The following is a 26,126-nucleotide window of genomic DNA, read 5'->3' as shown; positions in this document are numbered from 1 at the left end:
AATCAATGTAAAAAATTAGAGGTTCGTTATGAAGATATTTGCTATCCAATTACAACACTTAGATGAAATCAATGCACGACAACAAATAGAGCGTCTGAAACCCTTTGTGTCATCTGAAAAGCGAGCTGCCACTGAGCGCTTTCGTTTTTTGATCGATGCAAGAAGAACCTTATTAGGTGAAGTGCTGGTTCGTCAAACGATCCATGATATGTACGAGCTGCCTATGGATCAGATCGTTTTTGAAACAGAGGGCAATGGAAAACCTGTTATCCGGCATCTTCCTTCTTTTCATTTTAATCTTTCTCATTCTGGCAATTGGGTCGTTTGTGCAGTAGATGATGCACCTGTGGGCATTGATATTGAGGAGATCAAACCTATTGATCTGGCGATTGCCAAACGATTTTTTTCAGCGGATGAGTATCAGGATTTACTCTCACAGCCGGCAGAACGGCAGGAAGCCTATTTCTTTCATCTATGGTCAATGAAGGAGGCCTTTATCAAGCTGACTGGAAAAGGATTATCCTATGGGCTGTCGTCCTTTACTGCCCGTCTGTCAGAGGATGGACAGGCTGCGTTGACATTACCTGATCATGAAGCACCTTGCTTTGTTCAAACATATTCACTTGACCCTGCCTACCAAATGGCGGTATGCACACGAAAGTCTGCTGCGGCTGAAAGCGTTGAGAGACTTACTTGCAGTGATATACTGTCCCGGCTTTAATAACGCGTGCTTTGCTGGAATACCGTCTTTAATAGATCGACTCCGCGTGTGATCTGCTCTTCTTTCACCTGCCAGATATTCAGCTGAAGAATGGGGTCCTTTTGATAGGCCTGCAGATAATTACGGTCAATTGGCTGAATGGAAACAGATGCCTTTTTCAGCTGCTGAATGAGCTGGTTCATGGGAATCGACCGGTCGACACGTACATGTGTATGGGTAGCCGGCTCCTGTTCTCCCAGCTGATAAGCGCTCTGATCATTTTTTAAACTTGCCACGAGCTGCTTGGAGCGGTTTCGATAGCTCGCCCGCATTCTGTCTCTATGCCGCTCAAACATCCCGCTTTTTAAATAGATTTCTAAGGCTGCCTGGGACAGCATGGAGCTGTCGATATCAATCAGCCGTTTGTGTTCGCTAAAAGGTGTAATCAGTTCTTCAGGTAAGACGACAGCTCCTGTTCGCAGTCCCGGAAAAATGATTTTAGAAAAGCTTTTCAAATAAATAACCTTTCCTGCCTGATCGTATGAATAGATCGGGTCTCTTTTTGTGTCGAATTCTAAATCTGCTATATAATCATCCTCAACAATGTAGACATCATATTTCTCAGCAAGGGCTGCAATCGCTCTTTTTTCTTGCTTTGATAAACTCGTTCCAAGCGGGTTTTGAAATCTTGGCATCGTATAGAAAAAACGAATCTCCTCTTCTCGAAAGATACGTTCTAATTCGATCAGATCGATCCCTTTTTCCGTCCGTTGAATTCCGCGTACAGGCAATTGGTTTTTCTCTAAATATTGGAGATATAAGTGATACCCCGGCTGTTCGACTAGTATGGTTTGTTTTCCATTCGGAAAAGGGATGGTGCTTAAAATGGATAACGCGAGCTGAATACCAGAGGTCATGACGATCTGTTCTGGATGAGCAAACACTTGATAATCCATTAATCGCTTTGAAATGACTGGCAGCAGGGATGGTAAGCCGTTGGATGTGCCGTAAATAAATAAGTCATTTTGATATAAATCGATCGCTTGGTTGATGCAGTGCTGGAAATCGACATATGGAAACACAACGGGATCAGGTGCAGATGAAGCAAAATCAATCCATGTGCCGTCCTGCTTACCTGCTGATTGCTTCGTTTTCACGACATAATAGCCGCTCCTTTCTACAGAATACAGCAGATGTTCACGCTCCAATGTCTCCAGCGCTTTGATGACAGTGCTTTTACTCACTGCATATTGAGCCGCTAAGTGGCGAATGGAGGGAATTTTCATTCCAGCGCTGTACTCACCTGAATCCATTTTTTCTTTTAAACTCGAGACAAGCTGATCATATTTCCTCACGCCTTTTCCTCCTTGTACCGGTACAGATATCATGTTCTCTTATTGTACACGTTAGATGATCCGATTACGATAGAAGAAAGAACCGGTCAATTCATTTGAAGCATGCATGCTCATGTAAGGAGTCACGTTATGAAGATGTCAAAACAAAAAGCGTATGCTGCCGCGATCGCATACGCCTCTATCATTGGTTTTTCCTTTTTGTTTGTCAAAATAGCATTAGAATCAGCAAATCCAATCGATTTATTGGCACACCGCTTTACTGTTTCTTTTGCAGCCGCTTTATTGCTGTATCCGTTTCTACGAAAAAAGTATCGCATATCCATTCAATGGCGTGATCTCATTTATATCGTACCGTTTTCCTTGCTTTACCCTGTTTTGTTCTTTGCTTTTCAAGTGTGGGGATTGATGTATACATCTTCTTCAGAGGCTGGCATCATTCAAGCGACGATTCCCATTCTGACGATGCTGCTGGCAGCCTGGTTTTTAAAGGAACGTGCGACATGGATACAAGTGCTGTTTACCTTCCTTTCTGTGTGCGGGGTGATGCTTCTCTTTGTCATGAAAGGAATTGATGTCAAGCATTCTCACTTCATCGGCTATGTGCTGATTTTACTTTCAGCCTTATCATCCAGTGCATATAGTGTGTTTGCCAGAGTGATTACAAAACGATTCCATGTGATCGAACTCACCTTTGTGATGACCTTCTTTGGCTTTGTCTTTTTTAATGCCGCTGCGCTTATCCGGCATTCGATCAATGGGTCATTGCCTCAGTTTTTTAGTCCATTTACAGAAGCATCCTTTGTATGGTCGATGCTCTTTTTAGGTATTCTTTCATCTCTTATTACCGCATATTTATCAAACTATGCACTCTCACAGCTAGAAGCGGCAAAGGTCAGCATCTTTAACAATTTATCCGCGTTTATCACGGTCGCCGCCGGAGTTCTCATTTTACACGAAACGATTGATTGGTATCATCTCCTCGGAGGGGTGCTGGTCATTGGCGGGGTGATTGGCGGGAATGTGGTGAAGAAACAGCATTCATAAGAAAAAGCGGCATCTTTATAGAGAGCCGCTTTTCTTATGTCCTATTAATTGTTGATAGTCTTGTATAAGCTTCTTTTTTCGTCCAAATTAAATATCATATTTAATAAAATAAGTGATTTCACCTTGTATTTCATAGCTAGTTACTGAAGTAATGTCATTATCAATATAAAAAATAGATTTATGGGCTATTAATTCTCGAGTAATTTTACTACCTTTTCTCATATTCCATCAAACTACTACTAAATCTTTCGTTACAGAGAAATAAAATACAGTATAAAAAACCCATTTATTAAATATCCTTTTTTTGTATAATATGGGCATATAAGCAAGGGAGGGGGTGTTAATTATGGAATTGAGTTTAAAAAATAGATTTTTTGCAATTGTAGGCTTGAGTCTTATTTTCACTCTAACTTTGACAACTATGATTTTATTGACTCTTGAACCAGTTACACCTTTTGCAAATCTAGTAGCAAACTATCCTCAAATACCTGGCTGGGCTATAACTTCTGTTAGTGCAATTCTAAATGCTGCAGGTACAGTGGGTGCTGTTGCTGCTGTCTTAGGTACTTTTGGACTTGGTGCTATTGCTTCTCTGGTCATTAGTTATGCTAGAAAATACGGAGTGAAATACGCTATTTCTTTCTAAAAAAGATTTAATAGAGAAGGTGTAACAGCCTTCTCTATACACCTTTAAAATGGAAGTGTTGTAAATGCATAAATATTTAACATATACAAAAATCTTGTTAATCAATGATTTAAGAAGACATCATCGAAAAAATGCTCTCATTTTTGTATTTTTTGCTTTTTTATACATAATAACACCACTATTACTAGGTATATTAACTCCTTTTTTCGTTAAGGATTTATCAATAATTTATTTATCGCTGTTTATATTTATGTTTACAGTTAATATTGATAAGAGTTTGATGAGAATACTTTTCTCCTCTGATAAAAAACAGATGGCTATTTTAAAAGTTCATCTTGATCAATACATTTTCGGCAAAGATATGAGCAAGTTTTTCAGCACTATTATGGGTGTATTATTCTTCATATTAGGGTCCTACTTAGCAAACTTAATTATAAATGGGTATGAGGGAGCTTTTACAATAGCAGCTCTCGCCGCCACTTCTTTTATTTTAGGTTACTTACTTAGATTACACGTCTTGTTGCTACTTTCTAATCCAAAGTTTTTCTCAATTTCATCGAGCATTGGTTATATAACTACAGGCCTCATTGCTCTATGGGTATTCACTGTATTTAGATTCAATTTATTAACAAATTCTTTATCTAGTTATTCAATATATTTTATTTTAACCTTCACATTCATTAGTTTATTGTTATTGATGAATTGGAAGAAAAATGTTCGTAATGTACCAATTTTTAATTCCCAAAAAGAATTAAAAGAAAAACGAAAAAGAACATCTAGAGAGTTTAATCATATTTTGTTTTATGAAATTACGCTTCTCATGAGAAATCCTCCTATTCAATGGTCAGTATTATTATTCATATTAACCTTATCTGGGGGGTTATTTGGTCTAATTCTTTATGGTGTTAATACAAATCAACTTGAAACATTGAATATAGAAAATGATTTTTTGTTTATTTTTAGTGTGATTTTTCCAATGATTATTATATCGAATGCAATACAACCATATGTCTCTTTTGATATTGATGGACCCATTCTTCCTTTAAAACAGAATCTACCTAACTTAGTGAAAAATAAAATTAAAAATAAGATAATTTTATCTATTATATTACACTTGTTTTTTTGTATTTTATATATCATTTTTTCAAGCTTTGTATTAAAACTAGATCAGCCTTTTTACGTGATGATTACTTTAATAAACACTTGCATTCTCGTCGGTATTTGTACTGTCGGTTCTACTGTTGTATTTCCTTATTTTAATTGGGAATTTGTTTATCAAGTTCCAAGTTCTCTTAGTAAATTGACTTTAAATATTTGTTATGGATTTATTCTAGCTTTATCAGTGATTTCCTCATACAGCACAGTATATTTCATTTTAACAAATTCTGTTATGGCTGCTTGTTCATTCATCATTTTATTTTTAATGATTAAATTTTGGGATAGAACAATCAACAAAAACTACAAATCATTTAAAACATTATTTGAGTGAGGGATTGTATGTTATCAATTCAAGGTCTAATTAAAGAGTACAAAGAGTCTAACTTTAAAGTTATGATCCCTGAGATGCATTTCCAAGAGGGTAGAATTATCGGACTATTAGGTAAAAATGGTGCTGGAAAAACGACTATTTTAGAAATGGTAGCTGGATTGATAAATCCTGATGAAGGTCAAATATTAATAAATCATAGTAAGCAAAATTTTTCTTCTGTCGGATATATGGAAGACGATCCAACTCTATTTGAAAACTTAACCTGTTTTGAACTTGTAAAATATCAATCTATGCTTGTAGAACAACCTTTAGAAAATGAACAAATCAAGGATTTATTGAGCAAATATGGATTAGAAGAACAAACTCACCGCCGTTCCTCTGCTCTTTCAAGAGGTATGAGACAAAGAATGTCTTTTATATTAACAATATTACATCATCCAAACATTATTTTATTAGATGAGCCATTTACAGGTCTTGATCCTACTAACATGGCTGACATGAAAAAACATTTAAGAAATTTCAGAGATGCCAACAAAATCATTTTGCTCTCCACACATATCATTCAATTTGCAGCAGACTTATGTGATGAAATCCTTTTTATTGATAATGGTAGTATTATTCACTCAGAAAAAAAATCTTCAGGAGTGACTTTTCATGAGGATCAGCTCGAAAAGAAATTTTTTGAAAAATTATCTTAAAAATTTTTCAGTTTTTATCATATTATTTTTAGGAGGTTTTAGTTTAAGTATTTTTGCTTCAACATTTATAGATAGTATAGATTTTAAAAACAACATTGAGATTCATAGCTATCTAGACATTTTTTTTAATAATCTTTTTGTGTCACTCCTAATATTAATATCTGGAATAGTTAGTTTAGGTTTGTTATCTAGCATGATTATTTTTCTAAATGGTTTTTTCTTAGGTGCATTTTTTATATCGTATACCTATATATATGGATTTGATATAGCATTATACTATATTATTTTCCACGCTCCGATGGAGATTGTCGGTTTGTTCCTTTTTTATTTTGTCTCTTTTGATATATCAAGACAGATTATAGGATATATCATATCTAAAAACAAAATTTCATTTAAAACAAAAGGGAAAATCTATGCTAGTCAGCTTATAACCGGTGTTTTCTTATTATTTATTGCTTCGATGATTGAATTTTATTTTATAAAAATTTGATATTGTTAAAGGGTGCTATTATGAAAAAACACATTTTATTAGTATGTATGCTTTCTGGTATAATAGCTTTCATCCTTTCTATATTAAAAATGGATGAAATAAATAAAAATCTACTAGAGCTACAACTTGAAGGGAATCAAGATGTAATTGAAGTTAGTAAGTGGATAGGTATTTCACTTGCTGTGATTGGAGAAATATTCAAGCCAATGATTGAAGTTTTATTTTTTTCATTAGTCATTTTTTTAAGTTTTATTATTTTTGGAATAAAAGATTCCTATAAAAATATTTTTAAAAAAGGGATATTAGCTTACTATTACATTTTACTAGGCAACTTGATTGTTATTATTTTATACCTATTTAAGGTATCTAATGCTGAACGCACGATTACACTTCCATTTTTATGGAACATCAACATTTTCGTTATAGTCGCATTTAGTGTGTGGTGCTATTCTTACTTAAAAGATCAAGAAAATAGAAGTTATAAATTTTACCTCCCATTCGTTTTATTATTCTTATTTTCATTAGCTATATCAGCGTTTTCAAGTATTATTCCTCAGTAAAAAACGACCCTATTGATGGGTCGTTTTTTCTTAATTCTTGATCAATTGTTGCTTGGCTGTAAGCTCAATCACCTGTCTCATCTGCTCTGCAAATGGCTCGAGGTGTGTGTTGATGTACATGTGGCCTCCATCGAAATTGGTGCGTTCGATGGTTTTTGCCCATTTTAACCAGCCGCTTGCATCCTGCATGCATTTCTCATCTTGCTTTCCATTGAATAAATAAACAGGTGTGTCGATAATCGATTGATCTGTGTGCTGGAAGGTTTCTAGTGCCTTGTAGTCTGCACGCAATGATGGCGTAAAGTAATCCATCATTGGTTTGTTCTCTAGTAATTCCTTTGGAATCCCGCCCATTTCGGCAATATGCTGTACAAATGCTTCGTTGGATAAATGCGTCAGCATCTGCCGTTTTGTTTGCGGAGGCTGAATGGCTGAGATCACCACTGCTGCAGGATAAATTCCTTCCTTTTCTAGCAGCTGGGTTAGTCTATATACCACAAGCCCTCCCATTGAATGTCCAAACAGAATAAATAGGCGGTTCAATTTGTCCGTAAGTCCTTCTTTATACAGCTCTGCCAGCCGGTCAATGCTTGATTCAAGCGGCATGAGATTGGTGCCGTGCCCTGGGGGCTCTGCTGCTGTGACTTCGGCCACGTCTTTTAGCTGTTCAAAGAGCGGACGGTATGAGGCGGAATATCCGCCGGCAAAAGGAAAACAAATAAGCTGAATGAGATCTGATTTTTTTTCAAAGGTTTTCAATAACTGATTCATACGTCTTTACCCCTTTATAATCGTTTGAAGAATCCGTGCCAGTTCATCTGCCTGCGGTCTTTTCATCATGGTGACATGGTCGCCTTTGATGTGGTAATACGAGCACGACTCTTTCGTATAAGCCTCCCAGTCTGCGAACTTCTTCTGGAAATCGCTTGCGTGATCACTGCTTTGGACAATATAAAATGGCACAGGGAATGGTTCTTTTTCTAATTCAATGGCTTGTGACATGATCGTATTATGCGTTTGCATTTGCAAATATTTATCTAAATATTGATCATTCATGAATTGATGAACAACTTCATCCTTTTCTGCCTCTTTGAGAATTTTCTGCTTTACTTCTTGGAAGCTCAATCCTTGTAAAGCTTCTGGCTGAATGCCGACCAGGTTCCCCATTCCAAGGACAAGTGCGAGCATTTTTACTTCTTCTTCGTTCATATCGGCATGAAGTGCCTGATCTGCCTCATCTCTTAGCACTGGGACCGTATCTAAAATGATGAGTCCTTTCGGTGCTTTTCCTGCATGGCAGAGCCGCTGATTCATTCCGTAGGCAAGATGCCCGCCCATTGAATGCCCTGCGAGATAGTCAATCCCCGGACGGTAGAACGTCTCAATAGCTTCAATAAAAAGGGTTACAAGCTCCGTGTAATGGAGGAATTGCGGCTCTTCATCCTCATATAGGCCAGGAGACTGCAAGGCGTACACAGCCCCTTGATGTGTCATGAGCTTAGCAACATCAATATAGCCCATCACTGTTCCACCAGCAGGCGGCGCGAAGAATATTCTCGGTTCGGCTGTATCGCCTTTTTTCAGATCGATCACGTAGTCCTTCGGAGACCTTTCGATGTTCTCAGCGGCTTCTGGCACTGCGTCCAAATGTGCGGCTAATTGCGCAGGCGCCGGGTGCATGAAAATCCATTTTGGATCAACACGAACACCTTTTTCTTTTAATTTGGCCACAGCCTGAATACTCATAATGGAATCGCCGCCCAGATCAAAGAAGGAGTCATGCATACCTACTTGCTTCACACCAAGCACTTCCTTGAAAGCTGCGACAATCCGCTCCTCCGTTTCGGTGACCGGTTTGTCGTCATCATGGGAAAGGGAAATTGTTTCTGTTGGCTCTGGCAATGCTTTTTGATCAACCTTCCCGTTCGTTGTCACCGGCAGTTCATCCAGTACGACAAAGTAACTTGGAATCATATAGCCTGGCAGGCTTTCCTGCAAAAAGGCTTTCCAGCCCGGAACAGGATTTTCTCCATCTGTCACAAGGTAGGCCGCCAGCCGTTTTGAGCTGCCATACGTTTTGGCGATGACTGTACATTCTTTGACTTGTGAATGCTTGAGCAGGGCTGTCTCAATTTCTCCGCATTCAATTCGGTAGCCTCTAATTTTCACCAGGTGATCTTTTCGGCCAAGATATTCAATGGTGCCATCTGACCGCCATGTACCAAGGTCGCCTGAACGATACAGTTTGTCTCCCTTTAGTTCAGGGAAAGGATTGTCAATAAACCGCTCCTTTGTCTGCTCTGGATCATGAAGGTAGCCTTTCGCAAGGCCAGTTCCACCGATATAAATTTCTCCTTTGACGCCTGCTGGTACTGGATTGAGCGCATCGTCCAGTATGACGACAGTTGAATTCGACACTGGCACACCAATTGGAACTGATTTTGCGCCTGCTGGCACATGTGTGACTTGATGTGTTGTGGCTAATGTCGTGTTTTCTGTTGGACCGTAAGCATTGACGAGCACACCTTCCATATGCGGCAGTGCCTTTCGTGCATGCCCACTAGACATAGCTTCCCCGCCAACGAGTAATGTGCGGTAGCCTGCCACACTTTTCGGATCGTGCTCCACCAGTCGATTAAATAAAGCGGTTGGCAAACAGTTGGCTGTGACTTGATGCGTTTTGATGAACTTCGTTAATTCTTCCATATTCAGTGCTGCATATTTTGGGAGCAGAATCAGCTGACCGCCATTCAGCAGCATCCCCCATAATTCAAATGTAAAAGCATCAAAAGCATAGTTTGAGAGCTGAAGCATTTTGTCATCTGGACCGAGCTTGATATAGTTTGTTTCTCTAACTAAGCGGACAACTCCTGCATGAGGAAGCATCACGCCTTTTGGTGTACCTGTTGAACCTGATGTGTAATTGACATAGGCGATCTGGTCTTCACCTATGATCGATGCTTCTCTTTGATAACCTGCATTTGTTTCTGGTATTGGCTTGTCCATGATAATCCTTGTACCTGTAAAGCATACTAGACGATCTGCAAGATGAGACTGAGTGATGACCACATCGCTTTGCGTATCACGAACGATGAGACGGATGCGTGCATCAGGATATTCAGGTGACATCGGAACATATGCAGCACCAGATTTGATGATTCCTAGTACCGAAACAATCATGTCAAAGGAGCGATCAAATAGCATCGGGACAAGGGAGCCTGGTCCAATTCCTTTTGACTGCAAGTAAGCAGCAAGCTTTGTCGCCTTCTTATCCAAAGCTTCATACGTCATATGCTCATCCATATAGAACAAGGCAATACGATGCGGATCACGCTGCACCTGCTCTTCAAACAATTCTTGAAGCGTACGCTTTGGATAAGGCGTTTCCGTTTGATTTTTTCCTAGAATCATCGCCGCCTGTTCCGCTTTGTCCATTAAGCAATAATCAGCAAATGTACGCTCAGGCTGAGCCGTCATGCCATCTAACAAATGGAGATAATAGTTCATATAACGTTGGATGGTCTCTTGATCAAATAAATCCGTATTGTATTCCACATGAATCGACAGCTGCTCTTCCTGTTCAAATATATGCAGGGTGAGATCAAATTTAGATACTGTATGATGGACCATCACATGTTCACTTGTCAGTCCTTTGAGATTTACATCGAGCGAATCGGTGACATACCCCATGGCTGCCTGAAAAATAGGTGACCGGCTTAAATCTCGATCTAACGAAAGATCATCGACAAGCTTGTCAAATGGATAATGCTGATGTTCAAAGGCTTTTAACGTCATCTCTTTCACATTTTCCAAAAGATCGGCAAACGGCTCTGCTGTTGAGACGTCCTGTCTCAGCGCAAGTGTATTCACAAACATCCCAACGAGCTGCTCTGATTGCTTGACATCCCGGCCCGCGATAGGCGATCCAATGATGATATCTGTCTGTCCGGACAGCTTGTGAAGCAGGACATAGTACGCGGACAGCATCGTCATGAACAATGTCGTGCCCTGCTGCTTGGACAAAGCCTGCAAGCGGCGGATAAGCGGTTCATCCAGTACGATTTGCTCTGTAGCACCGTTAAATGTTTGAACCGGCGGACGAGGACGGTCAAACGGCAGCTCCAGCACTGGAAGTTCACCTTGTAACGTATTGAGCCAATAGGTTTTGTCTGCTTGATGATGCTTTAATTGTTCATTTTCCCAATGTACATAGTCTGTCCATTCGATTTCTAAAGCTGGGAGTAGCGGCGTTTCATCTGCAAGCAGCGCGTCATATGCCACTTCTAATTCCTGAATGAGCAGGCTGAGTGACCATGCATCTGAAATGATGTGGTGCTGCGCGCAAAGGAGATAATACTCCTCCTTGCCCATATCTACTATCGTCCACTGCGCAAGAGGTCCTCTTTCTAAATCATAAACGCGGTCTGCCTCTTGCTGAATGAGCTGCTTGAGCCTTCTCGCTCTTGTTTTTTCATTAAATAACGAGAAATTTGCCACAGTCACAGATGGCGGAAGGTCTTCGCGAATAAGTTGAACCGGCTTGCCGCCAAGTGATTTAAATACTGCCCGAAGTGCTTCATGCCGCTTTGTTAAAAGGCCAATCGCTTTTGTTAATGCTTGAATGTGTAATGGTCCTGTCAGCTTCCAAGCACCTAATATATTGTAATGATGGCTCTTTTCTAATGTCGATAAGAACCAAATACGCTTCTGAGCATGTGACAGCTCATAGCTTGTTTGCTTTTCAAGCTTTGGAATTTTGGCTTCCTGAACGACTGACGCTCCTTTGATGTCATCAACCATTTGCGCCAGATGTGCCAGATGTTTGCTTTCAAATAATATTTTTAAAGGCGCCTTCATTGAAAATTCATGATTGATCCGGGAAATGGTTTGAGTCGCCTTTAGTGAATGTCCGCCAAGGTCGAAAAATTGATCCTCTTTATACACGCGATCTACATCTAAAATGTCCTCCCATATGGCGGCAAGAAGCTGCTCTGTCTTCGTTTCTGGCAATTGCTTTTCAAGGCTTTGTCCGTTTTTGTCATGATTCAATTTGAGTGCTTCATGATCAATAGAGCCATCTTGCTTTTTCGGTATTTCCTGTACTTGCTGAATGTCCCATTTGCCTTTTGAGATGCTCGTGATCTCTTCAACATGCACTTCTTTGCCAGGCTGAACGGTGTAAAAAAGCTTTTTCTCAAAGACCGGTATTGGAGCTGGCTGAAGATACCCGGCGATGTCTGGATTTGCTCCGTCCAGACCGATAAACAGATGCGCTTCATTGAGCCGGACACCTAAACATAATGAATGGAGACCTTGTTTCTTTCCAATCAATTGAAATCCCTTGCGAACGGTGAGAGCTGCTCCGGTATGCCCCTTAGACAAACCGAGATTATCCCACATACTGAAGTTCAAAGAGATCGCTCGTCTTCCTTCTTGAAAGGTGAGAGCATGCGCGAGTCCATCTAAAAAGCTGTTGGCCGCAGAGTATGCCCCAAATGTTGTGCCGCCAAAAAAGCCATTGACCGATCCAAAAAAGACAAGCGGTACTGTCGGATCATACTTAAAGGCTTCCTGCAGGACCCATGCTCCGTCTGCTTTCCCTGACATTTCTTTTGTGAAATCCTCTTCTGACGTATGAGCCAGTGTATACTTGTCCGCCTGCTGAAAATGCTCAGACACATGACCAGCACCGGCCAAATGCAGCACACCCCGGATTGATTGTCCAAAATGCTTTTCTGCTTCATAAATCGCCTGCTCGATGTCACGTAAATCGGTCACATCTGCTTGGATATAAATGACGTCACCAACATCTTTAAGCTGTGAGAAGGCTTCTTTCTTTTCCAAGCTGTCTTCCAGAGATGTCCGTCCAATCAATATGAGCTTTAAGCCAAATTGGAGCATTTGCTTAGACAGCTCAAACCCAATCCCGCCAAGTCCTCCAGTTAATAAATAAAGACCTTCATATTCTAAAAAACCTTCTGTTTGAGGCGCTTCGATCATATTGACTTTTTCCAGCTTTGGTACAAACCTGTCCCCATTTCGGTAGGACACCTCCGCTTTTATATGAATCGCAGACAATTCTTCCGCAATATGCTTGGCATCCTGTTCTACATTCTCCGCTTCAATATCAAGATGAGACACCTCTGCTCCTTCCCATTCTTGCGGAATGGTTTTTAGCAGACCTACAAGCGGCGTTTTCTCCACATGAAGATCATCTTCAGGCTTCACAAATTGACCACCTTTTGTCACAACGACAAGACGGATGGGCTCTTTATTTGCTTGTCTCAATGCTTGATACAAGTACAAAATGGATTGATTGGTGCTGGCATGCAGCTCTTTGAACTGCGCAGGATCAACGATGTCTTCTTTGTCTGACACATTCCACAGATGGAGCATACGCCCGATCTTTAGTTCATCTGCTTCAAGCGCGGCAATGAGCCTGACGTAATCCCCCTTGATTCTCGGGTTCATCTGGTACATCCCTTTGGACAGACGCAAAAATTCATGCCCTTTTCTCACAGAAATATATGGCTGTTTCTTTTGCTCAAATTGGGCGTAAAGCGATTGATACAGCCCTTTTTCATCCTCGAAAACGAGTACATGATCAGCAAAAGGCTGAGTTGGACCGATATGCTCCTTAGCCCAAATGCGTTTGAAAAACCAATCTGGGAGTGTTTGTTCATTTTCAGAAGCAAGATCCAGTGCCTGTTCAATGTCACGGAAGGCTCCTTCTTTTAGTGCTGCGCCTAACTGGGCACGCTGAATTTTCCCACTCTCCGTTTTCGGAAATTGATCTTTTTTCACCGGTATGATGTGATCAGGCTCTATGCCGATTTTTCGAATGATGGCTTCTCTAATCTGTTGAATCATCGTGATTTGTTCCTCTATTGAATCCCTTTGTGAGACAAAAAAGACGGCAAGCGTGTCATTGCTTGATTCGGGATTATAAATGCCGTACGCAGCGGCAAAGGTGACTTCGACTCCGTCCACCTCTTCTACAACAGCTTCAATTTCGTAATTCAAATAATTAGCGCCGTTGATGACAATGATGTCTTTTTCTCGACCTGTCAGAACGAGACGCCCTTCATGAATAAACCCTAAATCCCCTGTGTGAAACCAGCCGTTTTCCGCAAATACTTCTTGATTGGCTTCTTCATTTTGATAGTAGCCCATCATAATTGTTGGACTCTTCACCTGCAAGCGCCCAACCTGATCTTCTGGCAGCACCTCGTGATGCTCATCTACAATTCGAATCCATACAGACGGAATCGGCGTGCCGACTTCTGTAAACGTCATCTTGTTCGGATGATCGTGCGTCACATATTCAATCTCACTTGTTAACGAGGTTTGATCAATCGTCAGCTGTCCATCCTGTTCACTGTTCCGCATAAATTTCTTTGACTGAACAATGGCTGAGGATGTTTCTGACATACCGTAAGCAGGTACCATTGCATGACGGTTTAATCCGTGCTGGCCCATCATGTGCATGAAGCGCTGCGTGACTTTCGGAACAACCGCTTCGGCTGCATTCATGATATAAGTCAGAGTAGACAGGTCCCAGTTTCCCTTACGAATGTCGTCTTCATATTCATTCATCATGGCAAAGGCAAAGTTTGGTGCCCATGTCCTTGTGACCCCGTATGTTTCTACCCAATCCAGCCACACCATCGGCTGCTCGATAAATTGATCGATGGATGGGCTTATCTGCTGGCAGCCAAGGTAGACGTCATGTACATGAAACATGACAATTCCACCAACATGATCAAGCGGCATCCAGTTAAGCGACACATCCTCATGTGTAAAGCCGTTTACCTGCTCAAAGGCTATAATTCTAGATAAAATGCTTTGATGATGATGACGGATACACTTTGGTACACCCGTACTTCCTGAAGACAGCAGCTGCAGCACAGGCTCATCCGGCTCCGGCTCATAATGCTGTTCATCTGGTTCATACGCCAGCAATGCTTCAATTGTTAAGATAGGCACGACCTTTGCTTCAAATGTGTCACGCAGCCCAGCAATGTCCTCAGCACTTGCTTCATTCGTAATAATGAAAGGTTCATTTTGCAGCTGAAACACGCCCTTCAGCTTATTCACACCTTGATTCACTTCATCATAAACAGGCGGCACAGAGACTGGGGTTGGAATGATTCCTCCGAGAATACAGCCCCAGAACACCGTGATAAAATCTTGATGGTCTTTCAATTGAAGTAACACTTGATCGCCGTTTGACAGTCCTGCTGCCCTTAAACCGGACAAAATCCGTTCAGCGCTAGTTAGTAATTCAGGATATGTTTGGGTCAACGTACGCCCGCCTTCTTTCAAATAAGTCACCCCGCGGTCTGGTGACATAAAGGCTGATCGAATCAGCACCTCTGTCAGTGTGACAGGTGTGCCTGGTTTTTTAATCACATCTCCGCCATACACAAGTGCGGGCGGCTTCTCATGTAGAGATGATGGTTTTGCTTCGCCCGCTTCACTTTTCGAAAGCGTTCCGTTCCCTTGAGTACGCTGTCGATCAGGAAACAGGTCATCTAGATGATAGGGCATGCGTTTTTCTGACTGACTTTCAATGAAAGCGGCCGCTTCCTCTACTCCATCTATAGCTTTGGTGCGCTCTTCTATCTTTCTTAATTCCTCTTGATCTATGATTTCAATTGAAAGCAGTGCCTCTGTGTCGACTGCTCCACTTTCTGTCTTTGGCAAAGAAGGTAATAAGACGAGAGCGGCCGGCACTTCATGAGGATGAAGCGGACCTTTCTTCAGATCCTCTCTTGTCAACGAAGCGTCCTTCGCCTGTGCAAATAGCACAAGCGATAGACTGCCTTCTTGATTTTTCTTCGGAATGATTGCACATTCCTTTAGTGGAAAATGAAGCATCATGACTTGCTCTAATGCTTTAAGATCCATCCGTTTTCCGTTGATTCTGACGATATGATTTGCTGCATGTCCTTTTCGTCTACTCACTAGCATCGTTCTTCTCCTCCTACATCCAATCCAAAATCTGAATCTTGTTTTCTTCAGTCCAAACGCCGACATCCCCTGTCGGATAGAGGTATTCGCCAGTTTGATGTTTGAATGGATGCGGAATTTTATGCGTCTCCATCCAATCGGCAAGCTCCCCGCAAATTGCTTTGATGTCCTTTGCACCGATAAAAATATCTCCAGAAAATCCTACCGGCATGAGCTGATGCTCTTCGCTCAGGACATATATTTCCGTCTCACAGGAAGGATTATGCACACCTGAATAGACCTCTTCTTGATCTGGGTACAGCACGTTGACTTGTGCATTTTTCGCCCAATCGGTGATCATCCGCTCTTTTTCTTCATTCGTCACGATCGTGAAGGAAGAGAGGGGTGTCTCCATTTGTTCTGTCATAGCTTCAAGTGTGTGGATCAGCTGCTGCATCAGCGCTTGTATTTGCTTTTCTGTATATTGATTGAAACGATAGGTGACCCGAAGCTCCAGCGTATCTCCCGGAACTGCCACAAGGGTCAGGTCATAGTTCGTTTCTTCATGACTTGCAATGTCTAAAATGCGTACCCCGTATGGCTCGATAGATTCAATCGGATAGTTTTCAAACACGACAATGCTGTTAAACAATGAATCTCCATTCGGGATGTGGGTCAGCTGCTGAATATCTGGCAGTACGGTATATTCGAATTCCCGCATCTGAAAAACTGTGTCCTGCGTATGTGCCAGCAGCTTGGAAATGGTCCACTCTGGCGTAATCGGCAAACGGAGCGGCAATGTGTTAATAAAGAGCCCTGTCATGCTTTCAACTTGTGGTAAGTCCGCCGGCCGGCCAGACACTGTCACACCGAATACGACATCCTCTGACCCTGAATGAAGATGCAAAAGCAGCCCCCACGCTGTTTGAATCAAGGTGCTCATTGTCACCTTCTGCTTACCTGTCATCTTTTCGAGTTTCTGCTGCATCTCGGGCGTTAGTTTGATACTTAGCTGATCAACACCTGCATCTTCATCCGAAGCCTGCCCGCCGTCTCCTGGAAGTGGTGTAGCCTCTTCTACTCCTGACATATAACCTTTCCAGAACTCTAGCGCCTTCTCTTGATCCTGCTTTTGCAGCCACTCGATAAAATCTTTATATGGACGTACAGCAGGAAGATCCACCTCCCGTTCATCCACAAGAGAGCGGTATAAAGAAAAGGATTCTTCAATAAAACTGAACAAGCTCCAGCCATCGATTAAAATATGATGAAAGCTAAAAATAAACGTGCATGTGTTTTCATCACGATGGAATAAAGCAATACGAATCAGCGGTTCATCCGTATCTTCTAGTTTGAAATCCTTTAAACGATCTGTTTGCAAATATTGCTGGATAGCTTCCTTCTGATCCGTTTCACTCAGGTGGCGCACATCGTGCTGAGTGAGATGAATGCTTCCTTCTGATTGAATCAACTGAACAGGCTCCTTTAGCCCTTCCCAAGCAAATGTTGTCCGCAAAATCGAATGCCGCTCTACAAGCAGATTCCAGGCCTTTTCATAGGCTGCGCCGTCCGTTAAGCCTACGAGTGTCATATGCACTTGACCAAAATACGCCTGTGACGCTTGATCTAATAGAGCATGAAACAGCATCCCTTGCTGCATTGGAGATAGTGGATACACATCCACTACATTGTCTGGAAGCTCATCGATTTGCTCTTGCGTCAGCTGAACCATTGGAAAATCAGATGGCGTAAAGCCGCCTTTTGTCTCTACACAATGCGTCAGAATATCCTCCATTTTTTCTTTGAACCGTTCAGGTAACAGGCGCACCTCTTCATACTGAAGCAGTTCACGGTTTATCATAAAATTCATCTGAAGCTGACCGTTCACAACATATCCGTACACATCGATCAAATGCTGTCTTTCTGCTTTTGGATCATGTACAAGTCCATTTCGTTCATCTGCTAAATAAAGATGTGCTTCACCGTCTATTTGATCTAACTGTCCAAGATAATTAAAGCTCATTTGCGGCGCTGCCTTTTTGAGGAAACGAGATGCTGTCATATATTGAAGCAAGCCATAGCCGATTCCCTTTTGCGGCACAGCTCTTAAGGTTTCTTTGACATCTTTGATTTGTCTCTCAATATCGGTTTGAATAAAAGGAATAAAAATAGGATAAGAGCTTGTAAACCATCCGACTGTTCGTGACAAATCCATCTGTTCAAATAAATCCTCGCGTCCGTGCCCTTCTAACGTGATGAGCAGCGGCTTTCCAACGGCTTGTGTGAGTCCTGATAAGAGTAAATCGTTTACCTCTGTTCGGTACGCTTGTGATGCCTGTCTTAATAAAATATCTGTTTGATCCTTCGTCAATTGAATAGACAGGATCTCTGCATGTTCTTCTATATTGAAAAGCGCAGGTGTTTGAAAAGGAGAACCCTCTTCCTCTTGACTGATGATATTTTGCCAAAAAGGAACCTGCTCTTGTAATTGATCGGTTTGTGCATATTCATAAAGAGCATCTGCCCACTGCTGATAGGACGCAGTTTTCTTTGCAAGCGCGATTTCCTGCCCTGCCGCAAGCTGCTTCAGTCCATTTAATATGTCTTCCTGTATGATGCGCCATGAGATTCCATCCATTACAAGATGATGGGCAGCGATAAAGAGTTCAGACGTACCATCACTTGTGTGAAAAAGAATGGCTTTGATCACTTCTCCCCGTTCTAATGACAACGTTCCTTGACAAGCGGCGGTCTCCATGCGGATTTGTTCCAGCGCTTCCTCCTGAGAAACACCCGTCAAATCAAAGAAGGTGACACAAGGGGTGATGCCAGGCGCACGAATGGTTTGAATCCATGATCCATCTGCTGTTTTTGTATACATCGCTCTCAGCATATCGTGATGATCGACAACTTTTGAGAGAACCTGTGTCAGCTGCTTTAGCTGTATGGATTGCTTGAATTCCATATGCGCTGATAAATTCCAATAATCTTGGTTTGTCATTGATTGCTCAAAGAACCATGATTGGATTGGAAGCAGACGAACAGCTCCTGTGACAGGCGACTGATCATAGAACGCAGCAGCATCTGACCTTTTCATAGCAAGTGCCAGCTGTGAAATCGTCTGTTTTTCAAATACATCCCTTGGCTGAATGACATAGCCTTCCTGTGCTAAGCGCGCCACCATTTGTATGACAATAATCGAATCTCCGCCAAGCTCAAAGTAGTTATCATGTACGCCAATCGAAGGCGTACCGAGCAGCTGAGTCCATACTTTTTCCAGTACACGCTCTTCCTCACTGAGTGCCCTGTCAGCCGGTTTGTCCACTTCTTCCTGTCTCCACTCTGGCGGCGGAAGACGTTTTTGGTCTACCTTGCCATTTGCCGTGAGCGGGAGTTCCTCCAGCTCTATTAATAGGCTTGGCACCATATAATCTGGCAGTATTTCTTTTAATTGATGGCGAATGTCTTGCGTGGTCATGCTGCCCTTTTGGACAAAATAACCGATCAATCGCTTATGACCACTATCATGCTGATGCGGAATGACCGCACATTCTATGATGTCTTCAAAGCGCAGCATAGCAGCTTCAATTTCTCCGCATTCGACGCGGTGTCCGCGAATTTTCACTTGATGATCGATTCTTCCAAGGCAGTCGATGATGCCGTTTGGCAGCCAGCGGCCCATATCGCCTGTTTTATATAAACGCGCTCCTTCTTGGAAAGGATGCGGGATAAATGATTGCGATGTTTTTTCTTCATCTCCAAGGTATCCGAGTGCAAGCCCTGTACCTCCTACGTAAATCTCTCCAATAACACCTTGCGGAACCGGCTGCAGCTGGTCGTCTAGTACATAGGCCTGTGAATACGCAATTGGCTGACCGATAGGAATTGTTGCCTGCCCCTCATCCACTGCCCGAATGTGATGCACACAGGAGAACGTCGTATTCTCGGTTGGTCCATAGCCGTTTAAAAGGCCTTCAGGTAAATACGGCAGCGCTTTACGGATATGAGCAGCTGACAAAGCATCACCGCCGACCAATAAGGCGTCGAATCCAGATAAAGCTTCTGGATGTTCCTCTGTTAATCGGTTAAACAGCGGCACTGTCAGAAATCCTGTTGTGATCTTGTAAGATGTCAGCGTGTCAGCCAGTGTATCCATTGATAAGATCGTATTACGATCGGTCAGTATCAGCCTTCCCCCGTTGAGCAGGGCTCCCCATATTTCATACGTAAAGGCATCAAAGGAAAAGCTCGCGATTTGTAAAATACGCGTTTGTTCATTAAGGGTGACATAATCTGTTTCACATACAAGCCGGATGACCGCTTGATGCGGAATTAAAACCCCTTTTGGCTGACCGGTTGATCCTGATGTGTAATTGATATAAGCGAGTCCATCAGGTTTTAAAGCAGCAGACTTGAGTTCTGCCTCTGATAAAAACTCTTCATACCCCTGATCAAGACAAATGAGCTCGGTTTGACTGATCGAGACTTGTTTCAGCCATTCATTTTTTGTCAGTAACAGCTGAATACCTGTATCCCTCAGCATATAATCAATGCGTGCATCTGGATATTCAGGATCAATTGGGACGTAGGCCCCGCCTGCTTTCACAATCGCCAGCACCCCAAAAATCATTTCAGGCGACCTGTCGATCAGAAGCCCTACTGGTTCATGCGGCTTCACTCCTCGCTGCTGCAGATAAGCGGCAAGCCGGTCGGCTTTCTCTTGTAACTCCTGATACGTCCACTGTTTTCCCCCAGATTCGAGGGCGATCGCATGAGGTGTCTTTTTCACCTGTGCTTCAAACCGTTCTGTGATGAGAAGCGGGCCTGCTGGTTGATCTGTTGTGCCGCTCCATTCATAGAGCAGCTGATGCCTCTCTTTTTCTGGCAGGTAATTCATTTGTCTAATCGGCTGTGCTGGATTTTCACAAATACATGCAAGCAGCTGCTCGTAGTAACGAAGGAACCGTTCCATCGTGTCGTCAGAAAATAAGTCTGCATCATACTCTAGTTTTAATTGAAGACCCTCCGCCCCTTCAAAAACAAACAGAGAGAGATCGAATTTGGCTGTATCATTATCTTCAATAGCTAAAACAGATGTCACCTCACCCATCGGAGAAGCTTCAAGGGGCAGGTTTTGCAGAACGAACATGACCTGAAACAGCGGCTGCTTGCCAGCCTCACGTACAATATTCAGCTCATCCACGACCATCTCAAACGGCACATCCTGATGCGCATAGGCACCCATTGTTGTTTCCTTCACTCGCTCTAATAGCTCTGTGAAAGCCGGATTCCCGCTATGATCGATCCGAAGTGCCAGCGTATTCACGAAAAATCCGATGAGCTGCTCCATCTCCGTCCGATTTCTCCCGGCAATGACGGATCCAATGACAAACTCATCCTGTGAAGACAATCGATGCAGCAAGGTAGAGAAAGCCGAAAGTAATGTCATATAAAGGGTACTGTCTGTTTTCTGAGAAAGAGCAGCCAGCTGGTCAGACAGCGGCTTCGATAAGCGGTATTTTTTCGTTTTTCCCCTATAGGATTGAACGGCCGGACGCGTGTAGTCATACGGCAGCATCAACTCTTCAACAGGTACCGCAAATTGCTCCTTCCAATAGGAAAGCTGCTTCTGAAGCGTTTCTCCCGTCAAATACTCCTTCTGCCATAGTGCGTAATCTGCATATTGAATCGGCAGCGGTGAGAGATCAGGCTCCCTCCCTTCGATGATCGCTGTATACCATTCGGACAGCTCCTTTGCGGCAATGCCAATCGACCAGCCATCTGACACGATGTGGTGAATGGACATCAGCAGCAAATGATCTGTTTCTGACAGCCGAATTAATTTCGCGCGAAAAAGTGCATCATGCTCTAAGCGGAAAGGCGTGCCCGCTTCTTTTTTCGCCCACTCAGCCGCTTTTTGTTCTTTTTCTTCCTGTGATGAAAGATCTGATACATCGACCACCTCAAGCGCTGGAAGAGTCATATGCTCATGTATGATCTGTACCGGTTCATCGCCGTTCATCGCAAAGGATGTTCTGAGCGATTCATGCCTTTGCACCATTTGCTGCAGGCTGCGCTGAAGCACCTTTACATCTAAAGGTCCATTCATCCGAAAGGAAATCGTATTATTGTATAATGGCAGATCAGGCTGTAATTGATAGAGAAACCACTGTCTTTGCTGGGCATAGGACATCGGAAGCTCCTGACCCTTTTCTATTTTCCGTATCAGAATCGCTTCATCGGCTTTGGCATGTGAATCAATCCACTCCGCTAACTCTCCAAGTCTCGTATGCTCAAAAAGAACAGCGAGCGGCACATCAAATCCCGTTTTCTGTCTAACAGCAGACAGCATTTGCGTTGCCTTGAGCGAATGACCTCCGAGTAGAAAGAAATGATCACCACAGCTGATGTTTGAGACATCAAGCAGTTCGGACCAAATGTGTGCCAAGAGTTTCTCCGTCTCGGTTTGAGGTGCTCTGTCCTCTGAAGCATGTCCACTTTCCTCTATTAATTCATTGAAATGCACTTCGTCCGGCATCCCATCCTCTGTTTCTTTCCAGTATTCTTCAGGATATAGATGGACGGAATATTCACCAGAGAGACGAGACTGTATACACGTATAAATGGATTGATACAGCCTTTCTTCAACAGCCTTTGTTTGATCGGTTTTGAAAAAGACATATATGACCTGCTCTGTTTGAGTCTCCCCCTGTATCATCTCTTGAATTTCCTGCTTCGATCGATCCAGCCCGATATAAATGAGGGGAACTTCTGTCATCATGCATGCAAGCATTGTTTGAATGCCCGCCCGCTTTGGAATCGGGAGATAGCCCCTTTCTTTTAGCATGCCTTTGATCATTGACCCTTCACTCATTCCGGTCTCATCCCACATGCTAAAACTAAAGCAATACGGTTTTACTGTAGATGTCAGCCTCTGATAATGAGCAAATTGTTCAACGAACTCATTGGCCGCACAATAAGCGCCAACGGTCATCCCGCCCTTTAACGTTCGAGCTGACGAGCTAGAAAGAAATAAGACATTCTCCCGTTTAGAGGCTGCTTCATGAAGCGCAATCGTGCCATATACCTTCGCTTCGTACATCGCATGTAATGACACAGACGTCATATCACGAACCAGCTCTTCTTGAATGATGCCAGCGAAATGAATAACGCCATGCAGCCTTTTACCTAATGCCGTCTCCTCTCTTGAGATCAGGGCTTCAATGGCTTTTGCGTCAGTAATGTCTACTTTTTCATAAAGAACTGTACCGCCGTGCTTTTTCACTAGTTTCTCAAGTGAAATCAATACGTCTTGCTGCTCCGCAGATAAAGCCTCCCGCGCTTTTCTTCCAACCAGCACTAGATGCGCTTGATAGGATGTCAGCAGGTACTCACTAAGCATCCTCCCAATGCCGCCAAGCCCGCCTGTCATCACGTAAAGCCCGGATGATTCAAATGGCGGTTTCTTCATCCTTTGTTCTTTTTCCAGATGAAGCGGTGTTAAAAGAGGAGTATAACGAACACCTTCACGATAAGCGGCGATATGATGGCTTGTGTCATGTGTGAGCTCTGTCATGATCGATGATGCATGAGAACGGCCAGCATCCGGTTCTGTCAGAGAAAAATCAAGACACCGCACCTTGATAAACGGCCATTCATGCTGAACAGCTGTCATCAGTCCTGCTGTCGTTGCTTTCTCCACATCATGTGTTTGATCTTCCGGCAAATTCATCGCATTGGCAGAGACAAAGGTGATCTCTACCGGCTCATCATAGGCAGCGACCGATTTAGTTACATATAATGCACTCATGCTGCCAGTTTTCTGTGCTTCTTTCGCCAATGCTGCATGAAGTGTGTCTTCTTGAGTTGTGTAGTTCCAAAGGTGAATGATTTGTTTCACCGAAACGCCATACGAACGGAGCGTCTCAAAGAGTTGTTCGTAGTCAGACGGCCGATTCGGGTGGATGATGAAGTGTGTATGTGTAAGTTGTGTGAATGCTTGACCCGGTTCAACCGTAATATATGTTTGTTCATTGCTTGAAAGGGATCTCAATTGATCTGCCAGCCCTAATGTGTCTGCAAAGATCACCATATTCCCTTCTGTTTGTTTTTCCGCTTCATGAAGCGGAGCAGGTGTCCACTTCTTTTGTAAACTCCAATCAGGCAAGGTGCGTTCATTTTCAAGTCTGATGTCCAGCTCCTTGATGATTTCATCGAATTCGCCTTCCTGCCATCGCTTCTTAAGCTGTGCCCTTTCTATTTTTCCAGAGCTTGTTTTCGGAAAGGCGTGCTTCTGGACAGGGATCACACGAGATGCAGACAACCCCATTTTTGTTGCAATATGGGATTTGATATTCTGACTTGCCCTCATGATATAAGAAGGTTCATACAGCTTTGGTGTAAAAAAGAGAATCAGCTCGTCGGATGCAGATGCTTCCATCCGGGCGGAACAAGCGGCTACAAAGCTCGTTTCGACGCCGGGTACTTCCTCTGCAATGACTTCTATTTCATAGTTGTGATAATTTTTCCCGTTGATGATGATCATGTCTTTTTCTCTTCCGGTTAATGTCAGCCTTCCATCGTGCAGAAAACCTAAATCCCCCGTGTGAAACCAGCCGTCTGTTTGAAAGACTTCTTGATTCGCTTCGTCATTCTTGTAATAGCCCTTCATTGTCGTCGGCCCTTTAATTTGCACACTGCCAATATGATCTTCGGGAAGAAGCTCATTCTGATGATTAACGATACGAATCGTGATACCAGGAATTGGTCTTCCCAGCTCTGTAAAGCTGACAGTTCCTGTCTCACGTGCCTCCGCTGGTCTTAGCTGCTCTGTGAGTGATGTTTCCTCAAAGGTTAGAACCCCGCTGCTTTCATCTCCCCGCTCTATCGCAAAAGAGAAGACAACGGCTGAAGAGATTTCAGACATGCCAAATGCCGGTCTCATGACGTCTCCCTTTAAGCCGTGCGGAGCAAGTAAGTGTAAAAATCGGTGAATCGTCTTCGGTACGACCGCTTCAGCCCCATTGATCATACAGGTCATAGCAGAAAGATCCCAAGATCCTGATGAAATATCTTTCTCATAATCATTGATCATCGCAAATGCGAAGTTAGGCGCCCATGTCTTTGTTGCACGGTAGCGGTGCATCCAGTCAAGCCAGCGCAGCGGCTGAGCGATAAAATCATCTGTTCTTGCCCGAACCTGCTCACAGCCCGTGTACACATTGACAAGGTGAAACATCACAATGCCGCCAATATGATCTAAAGGCATCCAGTCTAACGACACATCCTCTTGTGTAAACCCATTGGCTGCCACTGTTCCTTTGACATTCGCCAGCACGCTTCGATGAGAATGCTCTACGCATTTGGGCATCCCTGTACTTCCAGACGTTAAGATAAAAAAGACTGAATCAGCCGGTGACGCGGGATAAGCTTCTATATCTCTTGCTAAAGAAAGCATCGGCTCAACGGCTGCGACACGTAACTTGTCTGTATGCCACAATAAAGCTAAGCCTTGCACCTCATCAATCAGCGAGTCATCTGTTAAAATGAGCGGATGCTCCAGCAGGTGCCACGCATGATGAAGCTTCTTCACAGAGGCATTCATTTCCCGATAGGTCGGTGCAGCGGACACTAATGTTGGAACAAATCCCCCTAACACACACGCCCAAAAGGCTGTTACCATCGCATGATTGGATGAAAACTGAAAGAACACAGGATCACCCGGTTCAAGTCCGAGCGCCCTTAAACCTGTCAAAACCCGCTCAGCATCCTCCTTTAACTGTGCGTAGGATTGCGTGAGTTCATTTTCACTATTGACGATATAAGTCAGCCCATTTGTCGTTTTTGCTGCCTCTGTTAAAGCGTCCTGCAAGGTTTGGGCTCCTGCCTTAACATCTAGATCCCCTCCATAGGAAAGGGCGGGCGGCGTGTCCGCTAAAGCAGGGGAAGCCGTTTGCATCTGTATCGATTCAGCTGCGGCCTCCTGCTCCATGTGATTGTCGAGAAATAAATGAGAGAGGTGATATGGCCGCGGTCGAATGGTTTTTTCACGAGAAAAAACAGCGAAGCGTTCGATTTCGTTGGTTTGTAAAATGGTTCTCTGTACATCTTGTAAAATCTTATCCATTGATTCATGTACATTTGATTCGTTCATAATTGATGGTTTCATATGAGTTCCTTTCCTTTTTTGACA

General features: G+C 43.0%; 11 protein-coding genes. 7 read left to right on the top strand and 4 right to left on the bottom strand.

Annotated features, from left to right (window positions below):
* Positions 1–28 precede the first annotated feature (28 nt).
* Positions 29–721 carry a 4'-phosphopantetheinyl transferase superfamily protein gene (locus tag NSS80_RS01970; protein WP_317222225.1) on the top strand — a complete coding sequence of 231 codons (693 nt, stop codon included), beginning with the start codon at positions 29–31 and terminating at the stop codon, positions 719–721.
* On the opposite strand, the gene NSS80_RS01965 is transcribed toward NSS80_RS01970, so the two are convergent.
* Entirely contained in the window at positions 718–2,055 is a 1,338-nt protein-coding gene (locus NSS80_RS01965) for a PLP-dependent aminotransferase family protein (protein ID WP_317222226.1), read from the bottom strand. The genes NSS80_RS01970 and NSS80_RS01965 overlap by 4 nt on opposite strands.
* A gap of 129 nt (positions 2,056–2,184) precedes the next feature.
* Here NSS80_RS01965 and NSS80_RS01960 point away from each other — a divergent pair, with 129 nt between their 5' ends.
* The 6 genes from NSS80_RS01960 (at position 2,185) to NSS80_RS01935 (ending at position 6,982) form a co-directional block, all read left to right on the top strand.
* Positions 2,185–3,099, top strand: a complete 915-nt coding sequence (locus NSS80_RS01960) for a DMT family transporter (RefSeq protein ID WP_317222227.1) — start codon at positions 2,185–2,187, stop codon at positions 3,097–3,099.
* Between the two features lie 346 nt (positions 3,100–3,445).
* Entirely contained in the window at positions 3,446–3,745 is a 300-nt protein-coding gene (locus tag NSS80_RS01955; RefSeq protein WP_024427284.1) for a hypothetical protein, read from the top strand.
* Positions 3,746–3,809: 64 nt separating this feature from the next.
* Positions 3,810–5,234, top strand: a complete 1,425-nt coding sequence (locus NSS80_RS01950) for a hypothetical protein (protein ID WP_041116639.1) — start codon at positions 3,810–3,812, stop codon at positions 5,232–5,234.
* An 8-nt stretch (positions 5,235–5,242) separates the two neighbouring features.
* Positions 5,243–5,932 (top strand): ABC transporter ATP-binding protein, encoded by a 690-nt coding sequence (locus NSS80_RS01945; protein WP_041116637.1) that lies wholly within the window; start codon positions 5,243–5,245, stop codon positions 5,930–5,932.
* Positions 5,889–6,422: a stage II sporulation protein M gene (locus NSS80_RS01940; RefSeq protein WP_034622973.1), complete on the top strand. Its 534-nt coding sequence runs from the start codon at positions 5,889–5,891 to the stop codon at positions 6,420–6,422. The genes NSS80_RS01945 and NSS80_RS01940 overlap by 44 nt, the downstream gene beginning before the upstream one ends.
* 20 nt (positions 6,423–6,442) lie before the next feature.
* Complete coding sequence (locus tag NSS80_RS01935; RefSeq protein ID WP_025092825.1) at positions 6,443–6,982, top strand: hypothetical protein; 540 nt, start codon at positions 6,443–6,445, stop codon at positions 6,980–6,982.
* A 30-nt stretch (positions 6,983–7,012) separates the two neighbouring features.
* On the opposite strand, the gene NSS80_RS01930 is transcribed toward NSS80_RS01935, so the two are convergent.
* From NSS80_RS01930 to NSS80_RS01920, 3 genes are read right to left on the bottom strand one after another with little or no spacing between them, the layout of a single operon-like run.
* A complete protein-coding gene (locus NSS80_RS01930) occupies positions 7,013–7,753 on the bottom strand; it encodes an alpha/beta fold hydrolase (protein WP_252050076.1) in 741 nt (246 codons plus the stop codon).
* Between the two features lie 6 nt (positions 7,754–7,759).
* Positions 7,760–15,955 carry an amino acid adenylation domain-containing protein gene (locus tag NSS80_RS01925; protein ID WP_342498399.1) on the bottom strand — a complete coding sequence of 2,732 codons (8,196 nt, stop codon included), beginning with the start codon at positions 15,953–15,955 and terminating at the stop codon, positions 7,760–7,762.
* Positions 15,956–15,968: 13 nt separating this feature from the next.
* The gene (locus tag NSS80_RS01920; RefSeq protein WP_342498398.1) at positions 15,969–26,102 is read right to left on the bottom strand and encodes an amino acid adenylation domain-containing protein; all 10,134 of its coding nucleotides are present in this window, start codon (positions 26,100–26,102) and stop codon (positions 15,969–15,971) included.
* Between the last annotated feature and the right edge of the window lie 24 nt (positions 26,103–26,126).

This window comes from Bacillus sp. FSL M8-0350, assembly GCF_038593345.1.
Classification (GTDB): Bacteria; Bacillota; Bacilli; order Bacillales; family Bacillaceae; genus Bacillus; species Bacillus safensis.
This window is presented reverse-complemented; position numbering and strand designations above follow the sequence as displayed.